Source organism: Nonomuraea sp. NPDC050643 (genome assembly GCF_040654715.1).
Taxonomy (GTDB): Bacteria; Actinomycetota; Actinomycetes; order Streptosporangiales; family Streptosporangiaceae; genus Nonomuraea.
In genome coordinates, this window is record NZ_JBFAIM010000001.1 from 1 (window position 1) to 20,187 (window position 20,187).

18 protein-coding genes are annotated in these 20,187 nt (G+C 69.1%); 9 read left to right on the forward strand and 9 right to left on the reverse strand.

All coding sequences use genetic code 11. From position 1 onward, the window contains the following. Positions 1-117: 117 nt before the first annotated feature. From AB0I15_RS00005 to AB0I15_RS00015, 3 genes are all read right to left on the reverse strand, one after another. Complete coding sequence (locus AB0I15_RS00005; protein ID WP_358087565.1) at positions 118-1,281, reverse strand: hypothetical protein; 1,164 nt, start codon at positions 1,279-1,281, stop codon at positions 118-120. Between the two features lie 197 nt (positions 1,282-1,478). Next, on the reverse strand, positions 1,479-2,567 hold the full coding sequence (locus tag AB0I15_RS00010) for a trypsin-like serine protease (RefSeq protein ID WP_358087568.1): 1,089 nt from the start codon (positions 2,565-2,567) through the stop codon (positions 1,479-1,481). A gap of 335 nt (positions 2,568-2,902) precedes the next feature. Further along, complete coding sequence (locus AB0I15_RS00015) at positions 2,903-4,024, reverse strand: serine protease (protein ID WP_358087570.1); 1,122 nt, start codon at positions 4,022-4,024, stop codon at positions 2,903-2,905. Between the two features lie 283 nt (positions 4,025-4,307). Here AB0I15_RS00015 and AB0I15_RS00020 point away from each other — a divergent pair, with 283 nt between their 5' ends. From AB0I15_RS00020 to AB0I15_RS00045, 6 genes are all read left to right on the forward strand, one after another. After that, complete coding sequence (locus AB0I15_RS00020; RefSeq protein WP_358087572.1) at positions 4,308-5,744, forward strand: acetyl-CoA synthetase; 1,437 nt, start codon at positions 4,308-4,310, stop codon at positions 5,742-5,744. Between the two features lie 96 nt (positions 5,745-5,840). Beyond that, entirely contained in the window at positions 5,841-6,107 is a 267-nt protein-coding gene (locus tag AB0I15_RS00025; RefSeq protein ID WP_358087575.1) for a hypothetical protein, read from the forward strand. Beyond that, the gene (locus tag AB0I15_RS00030) at positions 6,094-6,522 is read left to right on the forward strand and encodes a type II toxin-antitoxin system VapC family toxin (RefSeq protein WP_358087577.1); all 429 of its coding nucleotides are present in this window, start codon (positions 6,094-6,096) and stop codon (positions 6,520-6,522) included. Before AB0I15_RS00025 ends, AB0I15_RS00030 begins: the two co-directional genes overlap by 14 nt. Before the next feature lie 45 nt (positions 6,523-6,567). Next, positions 6,568-7,449 carry a hypothetical protein gene (locus AB0I15_RS00035; protein ID WP_358087580.1) on the forward strand — a complete coding sequence of 294 codons (882 nt, stop codon included), beginning with the start codon at positions 6,568-6,570 and terminating at the stop codon, positions 7,447-7,449. A gap of 346 nt (positions 7,450-7,795) precedes the next feature. After that, on the forward strand, positions 7,796-8,752 hold the full coding sequence (locus AB0I15_RS00040; RefSeq protein ID WP_358087583.1) for a zinc-binding dehydrogenase: 957 nt from the start codon (positions 7,796-7,798) through the stop codon (positions 8,750-8,752). A gap of 73 nt (positions 8,753-8,825) precedes the next feature. Further along, positions 8,826-9,683, forward strand: a complete 858-nt coding sequence (locus AB0I15_RS00045; protein WP_358087586.1) for an oxygenase MpaB family protein — start codon at positions 8,826-8,828, stop codon at positions 9,681-9,683. 266 nt (positions 9,684-9,949) lie between these two features. Here the strand turns inward: AB0I15_RS00045 and AB0I15_RS00050 are convergent, their stop codons facing one another. The 5 genes from AB0I15_RS00050 to AB0I15_RS00070 all read right to left on the reverse strand — a co-directional run bounded on the left by AB0I15_RS00050 (position 9,950) and on the right by AB0I15_RS00070 (position 16,364). Next, a complete protein-coding gene (locus AB0I15_RS00050; protein ID WP_358087588.1) occupies positions 9,950-10,690 on the reverse strand; it encodes a PadR family transcriptional regulator in 741 nt (246 codons plus the stop codon). After that, a complete protein-coding gene (locus AB0I15_RS00055) occupies positions 10,687-11,442 on the reverse strand; it encodes a DUF4097 family beta strand repeat-containing protein (RefSeq protein ID WP_358087590.1) in 756 nt (251 codons plus the stop codon). Before AB0I15_RS00055 ends, AB0I15_RS00050 begins: the two co-directional genes overlap by 4 nt. Before the next feature lie 152 nt (positions 11,443-11,594). Then, complete coding sequence (locus AB0I15_RS00060; protein ID WP_358087593.1) at positions 11,595-11,771, reverse strand: DUF6104 family protein; 177 nt, start codon at positions 11,769-11,771, stop codon at positions 11,595-11,597. A 105-nt stretch (positions 11,772-11,876) separates the two neighbouring features. Further along, entirely contained in the window at positions 11,877-15,515 is a 3,639-nt protein-coding gene (locus tag AB0I15_RS00065) for a multifunctional oxoglutarate decarboxylase/oxoglutarate dehydrogenase thiamine pyrophosphate-binding subunit/dihydrolipoyllysine-residue succinyltransferase subunit (RefSeq protein ID WP_358087596.1), read from the reverse strand. Between the two features lie 204 nt (positions 15,516-15,719). Further along, positions 15,720-16,364 (reverse strand): phenylalanine--tRNA ligase beta subunit-related protein, encoded by a 645-nt coding sequence (locus AB0I15_RS00070; RefSeq protein WP_358087599.1) that lies wholly within the window; start codon positions 16,362-16,364, stop codon positions 15,720-15,722. A gap of 73 nt (positions 16,365-16,437) precedes the next feature. Here AB0I15_RS00070 and AB0I15_RS00075 point away from each other — a divergent pair, with 73 nt between their 5' ends. Next, positions 16,438-17,010 (forward strand): helix-turn-helix domain-containing protein, encoded by a 573-nt coding sequence (locus AB0I15_RS00075; protein ID WP_358087602.1) that lies wholly within the window; start codon positions 16,438-16,440, stop codon positions 17,008-17,010. After that, positions 17,007-18,284: an MFS transporter gene (locus tag AB0I15_RS00080; protein WP_358087604.1), complete on the forward strand. Its 1,278-nt coding sequence runs from the start codon at positions 17,007-17,009 to the stop codon at positions 18,282-18,284. The genes AB0I15_RS00075 and AB0I15_RS00080 overlap by 4 nt, the downstream gene beginning before the upstream one ends. Here AB0I15_RS00080 and AB0I15_RS00085 read toward each other — a convergent pair. Further along, complete coding sequence (locus AB0I15_RS00085) at positions 18,232-19,077, reverse strand: glutathione S-transferase C-terminal domain-containing protein (RefSeq protein WP_358087606.1); 846 nt, start codon at positions 19,075-19,077, stop codon at positions 18,232-18,234. The genes AB0I15_RS00080 and AB0I15_RS00085 overlap by 53 nt on opposite strands. Before the next feature lie 46 nt (positions 19,078-19,123). Here AB0I15_RS00085 and AB0I15_RS00090 point away from each other — a divergent pair, with 46 nt between their 5' ends. Beyond that, positions 19,124-20,182, forward strand: coding sequence for an MBL fold metallo-hydrolase (locus AB0I15_RS00090; RefSeq protein ID WP_358087608.1), 1,059 nt, complete (start codon positions 19,124-19,126; stop codon positions 20,180-20,182). Positions 20,183-20,187: the final 5 nt, after the last annotated feature.

Below are 20,187 nucleotides of genomic sequence, written 5' to 3' on the forward strand. Positions count from 1 at the left end.
TTTTTGGGGGGGCGGCCGCCCCCTGGGCTCCGCCGGTCCTTGGGCCCCGGGTCAGGGTGGGGGGGGGCCCCTCCCCCGCGCCCGCGCCCCCCGCCTGTTTCTCCCCTGGTGGAGGTTCTACTTGTAGAGCTCGCCCCGCGGGCCGACGATCTTGCCGGACCAGACGTTCTTGGCCGCGTTGTAGACCGCCGCCGTCTCACCGTCGAAGTACGGGGACGTGATGTAGTCGATGCGGTCGTTGCCGTCCTGGTCGGCGAAGGTGCTCGTCACGCCGTTCACGTAGCCGAGGCGCTTGCCGTTGTTGTAGTTCAGGAGCCACGGGCCGCCGTCGTAGCCGGGGGTCACGGCGCACTTGAGGCCGATGTGCTCCTCGATCTTGAGCCACGGGGCGCCGACCGCCTTGGCGGTGGTCTTGCCGTAGCAGTGCTTCGGGGTCACGCCGCTGTACGGCTTGTCGCCGTCGGGGTGCGGGGCCGCCGGGTAGCCGAAGGCGCGGACCGTCTTGCCGGTGGCCTGGTTCCAGGCGAAGCCCTGGCCGCCGACGTTGTCACCGAGGCGACCGGCGTCCTTGGACAGCAGGATGTAGTGGCGGCCGCCCCACGAGCGCTTCGGGCCGGTGAAGCCCGCGTACTCGCGCGGGGTCACGCGCTTGACGCCGTTCGAGGTGATGCCGTTGTAGACGGTGACGAACGCGTAGTCGCGGTCGTAGTCCTCGTAGGTGTCGAAGTCGTAGTGGGTGAAGGCCTGCTTGCCCACGTAGATGCCCCAGGGGGCCTTGCCCTGGTAGTAGCCGGGGACGAAGACCCAGTTGTCCATGGTGGGGGAGTTGCTGTCCGTGTCGTACACGCAGTGGCCGGCCGTGGAGACCAGGTTGCGGTAGTTCGACTGGACGGCGGTGCCCGAGCACCAGCGGAACTTGCCGGAGCCGTCGACGAAGAAGACCTTGCCGACGGTCTTCGGGAGGTTGACGTTCTGGGCCCTGCCGGTGGACTTCGACTCGCCGGTGGGCGCCGTGGTGCCGGGGCGGCCGTCGGGGCTGTAGCCGCCCTTGGAGACGACCTTCCGGACTTCTTTCGCGTCCCACGTGTACTGGGTCGCGGAGCGCAGGGCGGCGCCGTTCGAGGCGAGCCAGAACGAGGCGACGGACACGGCCTGGGAGGTGTTGCGGGCCATCGGGTCGTTGGCGACGTCGCCGTCGGCCTGCGCCGTGCCGGCCAGGCCGGTGGCGAGCAGACCGGTGGCCAGGACGGCACCGCCGGCGGGAAGGAGGATTCGCTTCAAGGTAACTCCAGGTTGCGCTGACATGAGGCGCCTCGTGCACCCCCGAAACTCAGCAAACGGACAGCCCGGAACCTATAGCGTTGACCATGATCGTGTGAAATTTCGGTAGATCATGTCAGCGGTCCAAAGACGCGCCGTGATCGTACCGTGACAGAGAATCGGCTGATCACCCGCAGTGATCACCTGGTTGCTATGACTTACGTCACACTTGTGAGGGTCGAGAGCGCGGCGGCGCTTCTGTAGACCTCTCCGGTGGTGGTGTCGAAGTACGGGGACGAGACCGCGTCGTACTGGCCCTTGGCGTCGCGGTTCCAGGTCAGGCTGTTGACGCCGTTGAGGCTGCCGAGCCGGCGCGACTCGTTCCAGTTGAGCACCCACGGGCCGCCGCTGGCGCCCGGGCTGAAGTTGCAGGGCTGGAGCTCGACGCCCTTCTGCAGGTCGAGGCTGGGGGCGACGGTGTAGCGGGTGGGGTTGCCCATGCACTTCAGCAGCTTCTTGCCGTTGAACGGGGTCGAGCCGTCGGGCTGCGCCCCCGCCGGATAGCCGTACGCGGCCACCGCGTACGTCCCCGGCTTCTTGTTCAGCTCGATCCCGAGCCCGCCCACGTTGTCCTGGAGCCGGCCGATGTCCTGCATGACGTAGCCGCCGTCCTTGGCGACCCACGTGAACCCGCGGTGCACCGTGACGAACGCGTAGTCGTAGTCGTAGTCGGCCTTGCCCGACCAGTCTTCGTGCAGGCTGATCGAGGCGCCCACGTAGATGCCCTCAGGCGTCTCGCCGTTGGGGCCGTGGTTGGGGACGAAGATCCAGTAGTCGGCGGGCTTGGCCTGGCGCGAGTCGTACGCGCAGTGCCCGGCCGTGGCGACCACGCTGCGGTTCTTGGCCGCGACCGAGCTGGCGGAGCACCAGTACTCCTTGTCGCCGAACCGGAAGAAGACCTTGCCCATGGTGCTGGCCCCGGAGCCCTTGCGCGGCAGCGCGGGGGCCACGCTCTGTGCGGCGGTCGCGCGGTTGATCGTGGCGACGGGCGCACCGGCGGCCGCGGTGGCCGGCGTGTTGGAGCCGGCGGCGGCGCCGGGGGTGGCCGGGCTGTAGCTGTCGGCCTTCTTGAGGCGGTCGGGCTTCCAGTAGTCGGCGACCCGCTTGACGTCCGCGAGCGTCTTGGCCAGAGGGACGGGATACACCTTGCTGACCGGCGCGGCGTGGGCGATCCCCGTGAAGGCAGGCAGCATCAGCAGCGCGCTGCTCACGGCAGCGGCTACGAGGTGCCTGACGCGGGGGATCATGAAATGCCTTTCTTGGGGTCGTAAGGGTGGATTTTTCCAGATGTGCAGACGGTATTGCAGCTCAGATAGAGATTCGTTACCTAGTCAAGAGTGCACCGTGAACTATAAGGACATCGTCAGTCATGCACTGACGATACGTGTAAATGATCATTAGTCGGCCATGTTTCCCCAGGTAGGAGCTGGTTTCGTTGATCGCGCATGATGGATGAATTCGCTCATTCGGGTGGTCATTCGGGGCTGCTCGAGTGGCGTACGCCACGCCCGTCCCATCTCATTCCGCGATCAGGGGAAGGCCCCGGATCCCCTCGGATCCGGGGCCTGAGGGTGCCGGCCTATCAGCCCTTGTTGCCGGTCCAGCGGTTCGCCGCGGCCTTGTAGACCTTGTAGGTGTCGCCGTTGAAGTACGGCGAGGAGATGTGGTCGTAGCGGTCGTTGCCGTCGGTGTCCCACGCGACGCTGTTGACGCCGACCAGGTAGCCGGTGCGCGACGCGCTCTTGTAGTTGTAGAGCAACGGCCCGCCGCTCGCGCCCGCGGTGAAGGAGCACTTGAAGCCGATGTGCTCCTGCAGGTTGTACTTCCCGGCCTCGGGCATCGGCTTGGTCTTGCCGTAGCAGAACTTCATCGTCCGGCCCGTGTACGGCTTGTCGCCGTCGGGGTGCTCGCCCGCCGGGTAGCCGAACGAGAACACGTTCAGCTTCGTGCTCCGGTTCCAGGTGAAGCCCTGGCCGCCGACGTTGTCGCCGAGCCGGCCGACGTTCTTGACGGTCCAGCGCCACCTGCCCTGGACCTTCTCCCAGGTGACCTTGATGCCGTTGTAGACGTTGACGAACGCGTAGTCGAAGTCGTAGTCCTCCTTCACCACGAAGTCGTCGTGCGCGTTGAAGGTCTTGGCGGCGTAGATGCCGTACGGGGCCTTGCCGGTCCAGGCCTTGTCGCCGTCCCAGTACGACGGGATGAAGATCCAGTTGTCGTAGAAGGTGTTCTTCTTCGTGTCGTAGACGCAGTGGGCGGAGGTCGCCACGAGGTTGCGGTACTTGCTCTGCACGGAACTGGCCGAGCAGTAACGCCAGTTCTTCGGGTTGCGCGGGTCGGCCTTCGGCAGCGTGAAGAACACGCGGCCGACCGTGTTCGGCAGATTGACGTGCTTGCTCTTCTTGGCCTTGGTCTTCTCCGCGCCGATCGGCGGAACGGACCCGGCCGGCCCGTCGGGGGTGTCGTTGCTGCCCTTGACGCCTTTGGAGGACAGGTCGAGGCCATCGTCGTAGTCGGTGGCCTGCTGGATGCGGTCCGGCGTCCAGAACTGGATCGCCTGCTCCGCGGGGATCGCCGCGTTCCTGGAGACGACGTCGGGGGGTGCGGTCGCGCTCGCCGCGGTGCTGCCGGCCATTCCGGCGGCCAGTCCGATGGCCACGAGGCCGGCCAGCGGGATCGCGATGCGTCTTGCTCGGGAATGCATGGGGCTCCTTCCGGCTTTCGGCGGCCCAGAGCGGGGTACTGCGCCCCGGTGGGCCAGGAAAACGTTCGGAACGTTATTGAATGGCGCGATCCGGCGGCCAGGAAACGACGTAAAAAGGCATGGCTCGGTTCCGTTCCGTTATAGAAATAGCCTTTTCGCATGTATTCGTGATTGGCATCCGCGCAGGTGGGAGCCGTGTTCTATTTTCTCGGGCAACACCGGTAACGTGAATTATCAAACGCCACTCCTTATCAACCGAACGTTGTTCTGGTTAGATGGGTTCATGGATCCTCGCACCCCCTGTCTCATTGGCATCGCGCAACGCACCGTTCGCGAGCAGCCGGGCCCGGAACCGCTCGATCTCTGGGAGGAGGTGGCGCGCGCCGCCGCGGCCGACGCGCGTCTTCCCGTCGGGCGGCTCGGCTCCGTCCAGATCGTCTACACCGACTCCTGGCAGTACGACTCGCCCGTGCGCCGCCTCGCCGAGCGCCTCGGCGCCACGCCGCGCCACCGGGCGTACTCCAAGGTCGGGGGTACGGCCCCGCAACTCCTCATCGGCGCCGCGGCGGCGGCGATCGCGGCCGGTGAGGTGGAGTCGGCCCTGGTGGTGGGGGCCGAGGCGCTGGCCACGCGGAGGGCGTACCGGGTGGCGGGGGAGCGCGTGCCGTGGAGCCACCCCGCCGTGCCCAAGCCGCCGTACGGGTGGGAGCGTGAGCCGCATCCCGCCGCGCTGGCCCATGGGCTGTTCCTGCCGGTGCACACCTATCCGATCATGGAGACCGCCAGGCGGGCGGCGCTGGGGACCTCGATCGAGGACGAGATGTCGGAGCGGGGCCGGATGATGGCGCCGATGACCGAGGTGGCGGCGGCCAACCCGCACGCGTGGCGCAGGACCGCCAGGACCGCGGACGAGTTGGTGAACGGCGACCGGTTCGTGGGCTGGCCGTACGGCCGCAACACGGTGGCCGTGCTGGAGGTGGACCAGGCGGCGGCCGTCGTCCTGGCCTCCTCGCGGCTGGCCGATCTGCTGGGGGTGCCGAAGGATCGGCGGGTGTACCTGCGGGGGTGGGCGTACGCGGAGGACACCTGGGAGGTGGCGGCGCGGCCCCGGCTCGGCTCCTCGCAGGCCGTCGCGTCGGCCGCCGAGGCCGCCTTCGAACGGGCCGGGCTGGGGCTGGGCGACATGCACGCGCTGGACGTGTACAGCTGTTTCGCGATCGCGTTGCGGCAGGCGTGCGACGCCATCGGGCTCGACCCCCTGGACCGGCGCGGGCTCACGGTCACCGGCGGGCTGCCCTACGCGGGCGGGCCGGCCAGCGACTATGTGCTGCACTCGACGGCGACCATGGCGGGGCTGCTGCGGGCCCAGTCGGGGCACGGGCTGGTGACCGGGGTGGGGATGCACCTGACCAAGCACACGTACGCGGTGTGGTCGAGCGAGCCCGGGGGGCGGCTGGGGGGCGCGGCGCCGGTGTTCGTGGCCGAGGAGGTGCCGGTGGCCGAGGGCTATGAGGGGATGGCGGTGGTGGCGGGGTACACGGTCGCGCATGGGCGGGACGGGGCGGCGGAGCGGGGGATCGCGGTGGTGGAGGTGCCCGGGGGGCGGGCTTACGCGGTGGTGGCGGAGGCGGAGCTGCTGGCCGAGGCCGAGGCGCGGGAACTGGTGGGGCGGAAGGTACGGGTGACGTCGGATGGGAAGGTCAATGTGGCTTCTTGGTGAGGTAAAGATGGGCTCATTTCTGTGACGGTGTGACTACTATCTGGTGTTGACATTTTTATGTCGGCAGCGGACGCTGGAGTCATGCGGAGGACAACGGTGCGCATCGACGAGACGCTCCTCAACGAGGCGAAGGCGTACGCGGCCAAGAACGGGCGCAGTCTCAACTCGGTCATGGAGGATGCTTTGCGACAACTCATCAACCGTTCCATAGAGGTGGCCGAGCGGCCCCGCGTGGAGCTGATCACTTCTGCCGCCGAGCCCGGGTTCCAGCCACGGGTCCAGGAGCGTTTCGACGCCGGCGAGAAGCTGGAGCACATCGCCTCCGACCTCTTCGACGAGGAGCTACGCGATGCTGCTTGCTGACGTCAACGTTCTCGTCAACGCCTTCCGCCACGAGTCCACCAGCCACGAGCGCTGCCACGCCGCCATCGACGAGATGGTGAACGGCGACTCCGGCTACGCGGTGAGCGACTTCGTGGTCAACGGCTTCATCCGCATGGTCACCAACCCGCGCATCTACAAAGACCCCGACACCCTCGAACGCGCGCTGGCCTTTGCCGACAGCTATCGCAACCAGCCCCACGCGACGGTGGTGACCGCTGAGACGAGGCACTGGGAGATCTTCACCCGCCTGAGCCGCCAAGCCGGCGCGACGGCCAAGCTCGTCCCCGACGCCTACCTCGCCGCACTCGCCATCGAGCACGGTTGTGAATTTGTGACCTGCGACAAGGATTTCTCCAGGTTCCAGGGCTTGCGCTGGCGGTCGCCGCTCAACTGAACTGAGGGCAAGGGCGCAAGCCGGCACTACTCGGCTAGGAACGTCGTGGCTGACCAGTTCGACGTCATCGAGGCAGGCGAGCGCGGCCGTCGCCGGTGGATCGGGCTGGTGGTGGTTCTGGCGCTCCTGCTGATCCCCGTTGTCGGCCTGCTCACCAGCCGGGACCCCGAGCCCGAGTCATCGCCCGCGATGCCGGGCCCCGAGCCCATCCGGTCCCTGACCACGCTCAGCAGCGCGCCCAACCTGCTCAACCCGCCCGCCACCGTCAAGGGCGGTGACGAGGTCATCCGGGTCGTGTTCCCGCACGGGGTGCGGGCCGAGGTGCGTTATCCGGCCGAGCTGGATCTCGACGACATGGGCGTGCGCCCGTTCCAGGGGGCCTACGTCGATGGGAGCTATCGGCAGTTCGTGGCCCCGTACGGTGGGGAGATCGAGATCACCCGGGGTGGCAAGCCGATCAGAAACTACGCCGCCAACGTCAGCCTCTGGCCGCGCCAGGCGGGCAGCGGGTCCCAGGGGCAGGTGCTGCTGTTCACGTTCGAGGAGTGGCGGCTGGCGATGTACGACCGGGGCGTGGGGTTGACCTTCGAACAGCGGCGGGATCTGGCCGAGAACCTCAAGGGCCGGGTGACCAAGGACGGCTACCTGGTGCTGTCGGCCGGCGGGAGCACGCGGCTCACCAAGCCGGGCGACGTCGCGGATGGGGAGGCGGTCGGGCCGCAGCTCTGGTTCGGTGGTGGGGCGAGGGAGATGGTGGCGCTCGTGCCCACCCTCGACTGCAAGAAGTACACCGGGACGCCCCGCGTGGTCCAAGGGCGAGGGCGGCCCGTCGACTCGGTGTGCCGGGGGGACGTGCTGGTCGCCGTCACCGGGCCGGAGCCGTTCAGGAGACAGGCGATCAAAGGCATCCGGGTGACGCTGAAGTGATCGAGCCGGTCCTGGCCGGGCGGACGACGCTGGCGTGGTCGGGCCGGTCCTGGCCGGGCGGACGACGCTGGCGTGGTTGGGCTGATCCTGGCTGGGTGGGCGGCGCTGGAGTGCTCGGGCTGGTTCCGGTCGGGTGGGTGGCACCGGAGTAGTCGAGGTGGTCCTGGTTGGGAGAGCGGTGCCCGAGCGGTCGTTGCGGTTTCTGGTCGGGCGGTGGTGCTGGAGTGGTTGGAGTGGTTTCGGTCGGGTGTCGTGGTGGAGTCGTCGGGGCGGTGGCGGTCGGGGTGGGTGCGTTGAAGGGTTGGGTGGGCGGGGGTGAGGGGGTGGGCTGAAGTAAGGTGCGGCCATGTTCGCCGTAACCGCCACACAGACCGATCCCGACAACCCCCTCGCCGGGCTGACGCTCGGCGAGCATCCGGAGCCGAAGGTGCCGGACGGATGGACGACCGTCTCCGTGCGGGCGGCCGCGCTCAACCACCACGACCTGTGGACGCTCAAGGGCGTCGGCATCAGGCAGGACCGGCTGCCGATCGTGCTCGGCTGCGACGCCGCCGGGGTGGATGAGGACGGCAACGAGGTCATCGTGCACTCCGTGATCGGCACGGGCGCCGACGAGACGCTCGACCCCAAGCGCACGCTGCTGTCGGAGCTGTACGACGGCACGTTCGCCGAACGCGTGGCCGTGCCGCGCCGCAACCTCGTTCCCAAGCCCGCCACTCTGAGCTTCGAGCACGCGGCCTGCCTGCCGACGGCGTGGCTGACCGCGTACCGCATGCTGTTCGAAAAGGCCGGGCTGCAGCCGGGGGCGACCGTGCTGGTGCAGGGGGCGGGCGGTGGCGTCGCCACCGCGCTGATCGCGCTCGGGCGGGCCGGTGGTTACCGGGTCTGGGCCACCAGCCGCTCCGAGGCCAAGCGGGACCGCGCCCGGCAGCTCGGCGCCGACCAGGTCTTCGAGTCGGGCGCGCGGCTGCCCGAGCGGGTGGACGCGGTCATGGAGACCGTGGGACAGGCCACCTGGGACCACTCGCTCAAGTCGCTCAAGCCCGGCGGGCGCATCGTCGTCAGCGGCGCCACCAGCGGCGCGGTTCCGCCGGCGGATCTGAACCGGGTCTTCTTCCTGCAGTTGTCCGTGGTCGGCTCGACGATGGGGACGCGCGAGCAGCTCCAGCGGCTGGCCGTCTTCCTGGAGCAGACCGGGGTACGGCCCGAGATCGACCGGGCGCTGCCCCTGACGGACGCACGCGACGGCTTCGCCGCCATGGCCGAGGGGGAGATCTTCGGAAAGATCGTCTTTACCCGCTGAATAAGTGCGGGGTTATTTCTGAGCCTTCCGGGTGATACAAGAGGAGTGGGGTTGTATCACCCGGGAGGTCATCATGGACGTTGAGCCCTTCGGCCCAGGTTCGATGCACTGGGACACCGCCGGCGAATACCGCAACCTGCTCGTGGCCGGCAGCGCGCTGGTCCTGCAGACGATGCACCCGGCGGTGGGCGCGGCCGTCGCGGAGCACTCCACGTACAAGGCCGACCCCTGGGGGCGGCTCAACCGCACGCTCGCGTCCGTGCAGAAGTGGGTGTACGGCGGCGAGGAGGGTCTGGCCGAGGGCGAGCGGCTCAGGCGGCTGCACCAGTCGATCAGCGGGATCGACGAGCAGGGCAGGTCCTACCACGCGCTGAACGGTGAGGCGTGGGCGTGGGTGCACCTGTCGTTGTTCGAGCGCTTCATCGCGCTCAACCGCTATTTCGGCACCCCGTTCACCCGCCCACAGGAGCGGCGGCTCTACGCCGAGTCACGGCAACTCGGCGCGATCCTGCGAGTGCCGGAGCGGGAGATGCCGGACGATCTGGAGGCGTTCTGGCGGTATTTCGACCACATGGTGGCCGACCGGCTCGAGGCGCATCCGACCGCGCTCGACGTGCTGACGGTCATGCGCGGCACCCCGGCCCCACCCGGGTTGCCGGGGCCGCTGCGCCGCTTGTGGACGCCGGTGGGGGTCGGGTCGGGGGAGTTCAACCACTTCGTCACGGTCGGCACCCTGCCGTCCGCCGTCCGGAGAAAGCTGGGCCTGCGCTGGACGGCGCGGGACGAGCGGCGGCTGCGGCACCTCGGGCATGCGGTGGCGATGCTGATGCCGCGCCTGCCCGAGCGCCTGCGATACATGCCGATCGCCTACCACGCCCGCAAGGCCGCGCGCAGCGCCCGCCGCCTGGAGCGGCAACTCCGCTCCGCATAGCCCTCCACGGGCCGTCCGACGCCGTCAACGCCCGGCCCTCATCCCGGCGGGTCGCCGAAGCCGGTGTCCGGCCGTGGCTCGGTGGCGGTCCGCCGGAGTTGGTGTCCGGCCGTGGCTCGGGCGGACGGTCGGAGCTGGTGTCCGGTCGTAGCTTGGGCGGCTCGCCGGAGTTGGTGTCCGGCCGTGACTAAGGTGGCTCGCCGGAGACAGGGGCGGGCCGTGACCTCGGCAGGCCGGGGGAGTCGGGGTTCGGCCAGGGAGGCGGGTCAGCGTTCGAGGATGTCGCGGATGCGGTCGCCGGCCTCGTCGAGCGCTGTACGCAGTTCGGTCAGCTTCTCCGGTGTCAGCCGCGCCTCCGAGGCCTCCTGGCGGGCCTGGGCGACGAAGTCGGCCAGGAGTTCGCCGAGTTCGGCGTCGAGCTCGGGCCGGTTGGGCGGCGAGGCTCCGAGCGTGGCCCAGACCTCCGACCAGATCCGGCGCCACTCCTTGCTGAACCGCTCGCCCTCGTCCTGCCAGTGGTAGGCGTGCTCCATCCACTGCCGCTTCTGCTGTTCCCTGAGCCGCTTGAGGTCTTCCTTCTGCTGCTGCCGGAACCGCTTGGAGTCGTCGCCGGTCTCCGTACGGACGTCCTTGGCCATCCGCGTCAGCTCGTCGCGCAGCGACTTGACCGTGTCGCGTACGTCCTCCTTGACCTCCCGCGCGATGTCGCGCACCGAGGCGGAGATCTCCTGCTCCAGGTCGGCGAGCTCGTCGAGGCGGGCGTTCAGCTCGTCGCGGCCCTTGTCGGTGATCGAGAAGACCTTCTTGCCCTCGACCACCTCGTGCGTCACCAGGCCCTCCTCCTCCAGGCGGGCCAGGCGCGGATAGATCGTGCCGGGGGAGGGCGAGTAGACGCCGAGGAAGCGGTCCTGGAGCAGCCGGATGACCTCGTAGCCGTGGCGCGGGCTCTCGTCCAGCAGCTTGAGCAGGTACAGCCGGAGCCGGCCATGACCGAAGACAGGACTCATTCCTTCTCTCCCTTGAGCAGCGTGACCTCACCGGAGACCGTGATGGCCGACAGCGAGGCCATGCCGCCCCCCAGCCGCCCCGACAGTGACTTCATGCCGGGGCCGCTCGCGTTGGACAGTTTCTCGAAACCGCTGACCAGCCTGCCGGAGGTGGACCTGAGACTCACGTCCGTCTCCACGTTCTCGGGCAGCCTGACCAGGATGGAGCCGGACACGCTGTTGAACGTCACGTGCCCCGTCGGCCGCAGCGTGAGATCCGCGGTGATGCGGCCGGAGATGGTGTTGGCCCGCAGCCTGCGCGGGGTGCCGCCGGCCACGGTCAGGTCGCCCGAGACGCTCTTGAACGACAGGTCGCCGTCGAGCGCCCGGCTCTCGACCGGGGCGGAGACGGTCGAGGCGCTCACGTCGCCGCTGACGCCGTCGAGCACGATCTCCCCGGACACGCTTCTGACCTGTGTCTCCTTCTCGAACCCGGCCACGACGGCGGGTGCGGAGACCACGCCGGCGTTGACGCTGCAGCCCTTGGGCACGGTGATCGTCAGCACCGTGCTGCGCCGGTCGCGCCGCAGCCAGCCGAGCAGGCCGTCCCAGGTGAGGTCCTTGTAGGAGACGCTGAGCTCGCCGGCGTCCTCGTCGTACGTCACGATCAGCGGCGAGGCGGACTCGATCTCGGCGACCTCCAGCGTGGGTGGTCCGTCGCTGGCCAGCACGTCGAGGCGACCCGAGACGATGCGTACGTCAAGCGATCGCACTTCCTCGAACGTGAGTTGCCGAGGCTCCTCGATCGTCCACTGTTGCATGCTTCCCCGCCCTCCTGGCGACACGTCCCTATGACAAACACGATATGTCGCGATAACCCAAAACTCAAGATGTATCGCGTTATGTCAGGGTAGCGGCGGGGGTTCTAGTCGTCCTCGTCGTCCAGGCGCGCCAGCCAGGTGGCCAGCCGCTCGACCGGGGTCTCGAACTCGGGGTTGAGATCGACGAACTCACGCAGCCGCTCGCCCAGCCACAGCAGGCTGACCTCTTCCTCGCCCCGCCGTTGGACAAGCTCCTCGATCCCCCGATCGGTGAAGTACATCGCTCTCCGTTCCTCCCTGAGGCCCCTCGGCCTCGCCTGACTTTAGCCTGGTTGAGACAGCAATGAGCCCCCGGCCGCACGGCCGGGGGCTCACTCGCGATCGGCTCAGCCGAAGATCTGGTGCAGGATCTCCTCGAGCTCGGTGTCGTGCGAGTTGTGCGACCCCGTCGCCGGGGAACTGTTGGGCGTGCGCGACACGCGCCGCACCGACCGGCCACCCAGCGTCTGCGGGTCTTCGGCCAGCTTGAGCGTCAAGTAGGGCCACGGCCCCATGTTGACCGGCTCGTCCTGGGCCCAGATCAGCTCCGCCTGCCCGTCGAAACGGGCCAGCTCGGCCGCCAGCTCCTCACCCGGGAACGGGTAGAGCCGCTCGAGCCGCACGATGGCGACGTCGACCCGGCCGTTCTTGTCGCGGTGCGCGGCCAGGTCGTAGTAGAGCCTGCCCGAGGTGAGCACGACCTTGGTGACCTTGCCCGCCTCGGCGCCCGTGTCGCCCAGTACCGGCTGGAAGGCTCCCGAGATGAAGTCGGCCGACTTGGACGTGGCCGCCTTGTGCCGCAGCAGCGACTTGGGCGTGAAGACCACCAGCGGCTTGTGCCGCTCCGACTCCACCTGCCAGCGCAGCAGGTGGAAGTAGTTGGCCGGGGTGGTGGGCTGCGCGACCGTCATGTTGTCGAGCGCGCAGACCTGTAGGAACCGCTCGATCCGGGCCGAGGAGTGGTCGGGGCCCTGGCCCTCGTAGCCGTGCGGCAGCAGCATCACGACGGAGGACTTCTGGCCCCACTTCTGCTCGCCCGACGAGATGAACTCGTCGATGATCGTCTGGGCGCCGTTGACGAAGTCGCCGAACTGCGCCTCCCACGCGACCAGGGCGTCGGGCCGGACCACGCTGTAGCCGTATTCGAAGCCGAGCGCCGCGAACTCGCTGAGCAGCGAGTCGTAGACGTAGAACTTCGTGGTGCCCTGGTTGAAGGTCTTCAGCGGCGTGTGGTCGGCGCCGGTCATCCGGTCCACCAGGACGGCGTGGCGCTGGGTGAAGGTGCCGCGCCGGGAGTCCTGGCCGACCAGACGGACCGGGTGGCCGTCCATCAGCAGGGACCCGAACGCCAGCGTCTCGCCCATCGCCCAGTCGATCGCGTCCTGCTCGACCATCTGACCGCGGCGCTGCAGCACCGGCGCCAGGCGCGGGTGCGGCGTGAAGCCCTCGGGCAGGTTGAGCTGGGTGTCCACGATGCGCTTGAGCGTCTCGTGGCTGATCGCGGTCGGCGTGTCGTCGTGCGACCACTTGACGACCTCGGTGTGCGGCACCCGCATCGCGCCCGCCTCGAGCGGCTTCTTGGAGGCCTCGCGGGTCTCCGTGAACGCCTGCTCCAGTTTGGCCTGGTAGTCGCGCAGCGCCTGCTCGGCCTCTTCGACCGTGATGTCGCCGCGGCCGATCAGCGCCTCGGTGTAGAGCTTGCGGGTCGAGCGCTTGGCGTCGATGAGGTCGTACATCAGTGGCTGGGTGAAGGCCGGGTTGTCGCCCTCGTTGTGCCCGCGGCGGCGGTAGCAGATGAGGTCGATGACGACGTCCTTGCGGAACGCCTGGCGGTATTCGTAGGCCAGCTCGCCCACGCGCACCACGGCCTCGGGGTCGTCGCCGTTGACGTGGAAGATCGGCGCCTGGATCATCCGCGCCACGTCGGTCGCGTAGACCGACGAGCGGGACGAGGCGGGCGAGGTCGTGAAGCCGACCTGGTTGTTGACCACCACGTGCACGGTGCCGCCGGTGCGGTAGCCGCGCAACTGCGACAGGTTGAGCGTCTCGGCCACGACGCCCTGGCCGGCGAAGGCCGCGTCGCCGTGGATGAGGACGGGCAGGACCGTGAAGCCCTCCTCGCCGCGCTCCAGGAGGTCCTGCTTGGCGCGGACGACGCCCTCCAGCACCGGGTTGACCGCCTCCAGGTGGGAGGGGTTGGCGACCACGGAGGCGCTGATCGTCTTGCCGCTCGGCGCGGTGAACGTGCCCGACGCGCCAAGGTGGTATTTCACGTCGCCCGAGCCGTGCGCCGTGCGCGGGTCGATGTTGCCCTCGAACTCGCCGAAGATCTGGGCGTAGGACTTGCCCACGATGTTGGCCAGCACGTTGAGGCGGCCGCGGTGGGCCATGCCGATGACGACCTCGTCGAGGTCCTCGTCGGCGGCGTCGCTGATCACCGAGTCGAGCAGCGGGATCAGGGACTCGCCGCCCTCCAGCGAGAAGCGCTTCTGGCCGACGAACTTCGTCTGCAGGAACGTCTCGAACGCCTCGGCGGTGTTGAGCCGCGACAGGATGTTGAGCTGCTCGTCGCGCTCGGGCGACTTGTGCGGCTTCTCCACCCGTGCCTGGATCCAGGCCCGCTCTTCGGGGTTCTGGATGTGCATGTACTCGATGCCGACGGTGCGGCAGTAGGAGTCACGCAGCACGCCCAGGATCTCGCGCAGCTTCATCAGCGGCCGGCCGCCGAAACCGCCGGTGGCGAACTCGCGCTCCAGGTCCCACAGCGTCAGGCCGTGCGACTGGATGTCGAGGTCGGGGTGCTTGCGCTGCTTGTATTCGAGCGGATCGGTCTCGGCCATCAGGTGGCCGCGCACGCGGTAGGCGTGGATCAGCTCGATGACGCGCGCGGACTTGGCCACGTCGTCGTCGTGCGACGCCGAGATGTCCTGGACCCAGCGGACCGGCTCGTACGGGATCCGCAGCGCCTCGAAGATCTCGTCGTAGAAGCCGTCCTCGCCGAGCAGCAGCCGGTGGATCTGGCGCAGGAAGTCGCCCGACTGGGCACCCTGAATGATCCGGTGGTCGTAGGTGCTGGTCAGCGTCATGACCTTGGAGACGGCCAGGCGCGAGAGCGTGTCGGGGGAGGCCCCCTGGTATTCGGCCGGGTATTCCATCGCGCCGACACCGATGATCGTGCCCTGACCGGGCATGAGACGCGGCACCGAGTGGACGGTGCCGATCGTGCCGGGGTTGGTCAGCGAGATCGTGGTGGCGGAGAAGTCGTCGACGCCGAGCTTGCCCGCCCGCGCCTTGCGTACGACTTCCTCGTAGGCGATCCAGAACTGCCGGAAGTCCATCTCTTCCGCGCCCTTGATGGAGGGCACGAGGAGCTGGCGCTCGCCGTTGCTCTTCTGGACGTCGATGGCCAGGCCCAAGCCCACGTGCTCGGGCTTGACCAGGGTCGGCTTTCCGTCGACCTCGGTGTAGGAGTAGTTCATCTCCGGCATCGCCCGCAGCGCCTTGACGATCGCGAAACCGATCAGGTGCGTGAAGGAGATCTTGCCGCCCCGACCCCGCTTGAGGTGATTGTTGATCACGATGCGGTTGTCGATGAGCAGTTTGGCCGGGATGGCCCGGACGCTCGTCGCCGTCGGGACCGTCAGTGACAGGTCCATGTTGGCGGCCGTGCGTGCCGCGGCACCGCGCAGCTTGACCTCTTCGGCGCCCTTGGGCACCGGAGTGGCCGGTTGCTTCGGCTTCTCGGCGGCTGGAGGCGCCTTGGGGGGCGCCTGTGGAGGAGCGGGGGCGGTCGCAGTGCCGTTCGCCGCCTCCCTGACCGGGGTTCGGCCCGGCCCATAATCAGGGTTGTAGTCAGCGAAGAAGTTCCACCAGGCCTTGTCGACAGACTCGGGATCTTGGAGGTACTTCTGGTACAGCTCGTCGACAAGCCACTCGTTCTGACCAAAGCTTGCCAGCGGGTTTGTCCGCGACGACTCAGACGACACGGCGGAAATCGCCCTCTTCCGCAGATCGGCGTTGATGTTAGAGAACCTGTCCAAGGCTACTCGCCCGGACCGGCAGCGCGCGCCGAAGGGCTCGCCCTGCCTCGAACGATCCTCTCAGGACCGCGCAAAGAGGTCACGCCCCCCTAGTCAATCCGGGTGGTGCGGCAATTATTACTCTTTGGTATCAACAGCTAGGGGAGAGGTTTATTTCCCGCTGGACACCAGCCGGCTGGCGATCCGCACCTCTGGGGACAACTCGGACAGAAGGTCCGCCAGCTCCTCGCCCGCCTGCTTGAGCTCCTCCATCGACATCGGCTCCAGCCGCTCCAGGAGGAAGAACGCGTTGGTCGTCTCCTCGGTGAGGCGGGTGCGGGCCACCTGGCGCCAGTTCCACCTACGGCAGGTGACGCCGAGGTCGTCGCGCCAGATCACCTCGCCGGGCTCCGGCTGACCGAGCGCCTCCTCCGACGCCTCGTCGCCGGTGGCCCTGACCAGCCGCGCGACGCCCGCGTAATGGTCGAGGTCCTCGCCGCCGATGGGCAGCAGGTGCTTGACGCTGATCGAGTTGTACGCGTCGACCGCCCGGTTGATCTCCGGCAACGGCAGCCTGCGGGTGAGCGCGTCGACCGAGGGCCTGGTGCGCTGCGGCTTGGCCCCGAACGCGCGGTAGGCCTCCTTCCAGGCGTCGATCCTGTCCGCCTGGATCTCCCGCTCCGAGGCCTCGGCCAGCCAGGCGCGTGATCGGTCGTCGGTGGGCCCGTTGCGCAGGCCGTACGCGGTCATGATCAGCACCGCGAAGTCGGGTCGCAGCGCGAAGACGGAGTCGTCCACCCAGATGTCGTCAAGCATCCCCACAGTTTAGGAGCGGACAGACCGCAAAATTCACTTTGCAAAATTGTCTTTGCGGTCTACCGTGGGGCGTATGGAGGAGCGATACAAGATCAGCGACCCGCGCGTGCTGAAGGCGGTCGCCCACCCGCTGCGGGTGCGCCTGCTCGGCCTGCTGCGCAGCGACGGCCCGGCCACCGCCAGCGAGCTGGGCCGCCGGCTGGGTGAGAGCTCCGGCTCGACCAGCTATCACCTGCGCGAGCTGTTCAAGTACGGCTTCGTCGAGGAGGACCCGGAGCAGCGCGACGGCCGCGAGCGCCGCTGGCGGTCCCGCCGCCGCTACACCTCGTGGGACTCCGGCGAGCTGTCGGTCACCGCCGAGGGGCGCGAGGCCGTCAGGATCATGCACATGCGGCAGGCCGAGATGGTCGGGCGGGTGCTGGAGGAGTTCGACCTCGACGACTGGTCCCGTGAGTGGGTGGAGGTCTCCGGCATGAGCGACGACCTGCTCGTGCTGCCGCCGGCCGCCCTGAAGGAGTACGAGGAGCGGGCCGCCGAGCTCCTGCGCGACCTCACCGCCCGTTACGCCGGCCATCCCGACGCCAGGAAGGTGCACCTCTGGTTCGGCGCCGTCCCGCGTTCGCCCCGGCAGGAGGAGGACCGATGACCGCCCGCTCCGCGTTACGCCGCTATCTGCTCGTCAGCTTCCTGACCTGGCTGCCCCTCGGGCTCATGATGGCCTCCATGGTGCTGCTGATGACCGGGCGAGGTCTCAGCCTGGCCCAGGTCGGCCTGTCGGTGACCGTGTTCTCCATCGTCACCGTGGGCCTGGAGCTGCCCACCGGCGGGCTGGCCGACGTCGTGGGGCGGCGCGTGGTGCTGGCCGCCTCCGCCGCGTTCCTCACCGCGGGGCTCGCGCTGATGGCCGTGTCCACGACGTTCTGGATGTTCCTGCTGAGCGGCGTGCTCAAGGGCGTGGCCAGGGCGCTGTCCAGCGGCCCCGCCACCTCCTGGTACGTCGACACCCTGCACCGCGTCGAGGGCCACGACGCGGACCTCAAGCCGGGGCTGGCCCGCGGCGGCGCCATGGAGTCGGTGTCCCTGTGCCTGGGCGTGCTCGCGGGCGGCGGGTTGCCGCTGGTGGTGCCGTCCGGCCTGATGTTCCCGCTGGCGGCCCCCGTGCTGCTCGGCGCGGCGACGGCGGCGATCCTGCTCGTCGTGGTGCTGCTGGCGCTGCCCGAGCCGCCCCACCCGCGCCGGTCCCTGGCGAGCGTGCTGCGCGAGGTGCCCGCCACTGTCGCCGGTGGTGTGCGGCTGGCGGCCGGCACGTCCGTGCTGCGCCGCCTGATGCTCGCCGCCGCGAGCTCCGGCGTGGTGCTGATGTCCATCGAGCTGCTCACCCCCGGCCGGCTGGCCGAGCTGGCGGGCACGGCCGAGCAGGGCAGCCTGGCCTACGCCGTGGTCGCGGCGCTCGGGTTCGCCGGCAGCGCGGCGGGCAGCGCGCTCGCGCCCCGGGCGGCGCGGCTGGCGGGCGGCTCGGCCAGGGGCGCGATCGCCGGGACGGCGCTGACCGCCCTCTCCGTCGGCGTGCTGGCCGCGACGGCGGGGCTGAGCGGCCCGGCAGGGCTGCTGAGCGCCGCGCTGGCCTATGTCGCCCTGTTCGTCGGCGGCGCGGTGACGGGCCTGCTGTGCCTGGAGATGACGCACAAGGCGGTCACCGCCGCCGAGCGCACCACCGTCTCCTCGACGAGCTCGCTCTCCCTGCAGTCCGGCGGGATCCTGGCCAACCTGACGCTCGCCACGCTGGCCGCACAGACGGGCGTGGCCGCCGCCTGGACGGTCGCGGCCGCGGTGATGTTGTCGTCGGCGCTGCTGTTCGTGCGGATGCCTACAGGCGCCAGTCGAGCTCAGGGCCTACCGGCACGATCCGGCTCGGGTTGATGTTGGTCTGGGTGAGGTAGTAATGACGCTTGATCTGGTCGAAGTCGGTGGTCTCGCGGAAGGCCGGGACGGCGTGGAGCCGCCGGGCGTACGCCCACAGCGCCGGATAGTCCGTCAGCCGCCGGACCGAGCACTTGAAGTGCGCGTAGTACACGGCGTCGAACCTGGCCAGGGTCGTGTAGAGGCGCACATCGCTGTCCGTGAGCGTGTCGAAGAGATACTCCGACCGGGCCAGGCGCACCTCGAGGGCGTCGAGGGTGGTGAAGACGCGGGCCACGGCCTCCTCGTACGCCTGCTGGTCACGGGAGAAGCCCGCCTCGTAGACCGCGTTGTTGAGGCCGTGATAGAGGCGGTCGTTCATGATGTCGATGTCGGGACGCAGGCGTTCCGGATAGAGGTCGGGGGAGGTCCCCCATGACGTCTCCAGGTCGAGGGTGATCTGGGGGAAGTCGTTGGTGACGATCCGCCCGTCCCTGGTGTCCCAGACGCACGGGACGGTGTAGCGGCCCGCGTACTCCGGGTCGGTCGCGTGATAGAGCTCCGACAGATACTCCGGGTCGCCTCCGGGGACGCGCCAGCCCTTCTCGTCGCGGATGGGATCGACGATCGTGACGTCCAGCAGGTCCTCCAGGCCGAGCAGGGCCCGGACGATCAGTACGCGCTGGGCCCAGGGGCAGGCATAGGAGGCGTAGAGCCGGTAGCGGCCCGGTTCGGGCGGGCCGAGCCGCTCCGTGAAGCGGTTCGGCTGCCGGACGAAGCGGCCATCGCCGGAGATCTCACGGCTCAGCTTCATGACCCCCAGTAGAACATGATTCTGACTCGGATCTATATTCAAGGGCGTGGCGAAATTCGCAGTGACCCCGGCCAACGTGGCACAACGTGAGGCGTGGACCGGCGGGACGATCCCCGACGTCGAGCGGGTACGCCCCGGGCTCTGGTCGATTCCGGTGCCGATCCCCATCAACCCCCTCCGATACGTGCTGGTCTACGTCCTGGAGCTGCCCGACGGCGTGGCGATCATCGACGCCGGGTGGAACACCGACGAGGCGTACGACGCGCTCGTCGCCGGCCTGGGCGTGGCCGGGTACGCGATCACCCACGTCAAGGGCGTGCTCGTCACCCACATCCACCCCGACCACTACGGGCTGGCCGGTCGCATCCGGGAGATGTCGGGCGCCTGGATCGCGCTGCACCCCGCCGACGCGCGCCTGGTCCGCGAGCGCTACGACGACGACGCCATCGACTCCCTGGTCGAGCGGGAGCGCGCGCTGCTGCGGCGCTGCGGCGTCCCGCCCCTGACGCTGGACGAGCTGGCCGGGGCCTCGATGATGATCAGGCACATGGTCTCGATGGCCAAGCCCGACCTGCTGGTCGAGGACGGTGACCGCCTCGGCCTGCCCGGCTGGGACCTGCGGGCGATCTGGACCCCCGGCCACTCGCCCGGCCACCTGTGCTTCGTCTCGCCGTCGCGCAGGGTGCTGTTCTCCGGCGACCACGTGCTGGCCAGGATCACGCCCATCGTGGCCGTGCATCCCCAGTCGGGGCCGAACCCGCTGGCCGACTACCTCGACTCGCTGGCCGCCGTGCGCAAGCTGGAGGTGGACGAGGTGCTGCCCGCGCACGAATACCGGTTCCTGGAGCTGGCCGAGCGGGTGGACACCGTGATGGCCCACCACGACGAGCGGCTGGCGGAGATCGAGCGGGTCGTCGGCGAGCTCGACGGGGTCGACTGCTGGACCGTGGCCACCCGGCTGACCTGGTCGCGGCCGTGGGAGACGATCCAGCCGTTCATGCGCCGCTCGGCCAACAACGAGACGCTCGCCCATCTGGCCTGGCTGGAGGCGAAGGGCCGGGTACGCCGCGTCGTGGGGGAGCCCGACCTCTGGTATCCCGCCTGACGGCC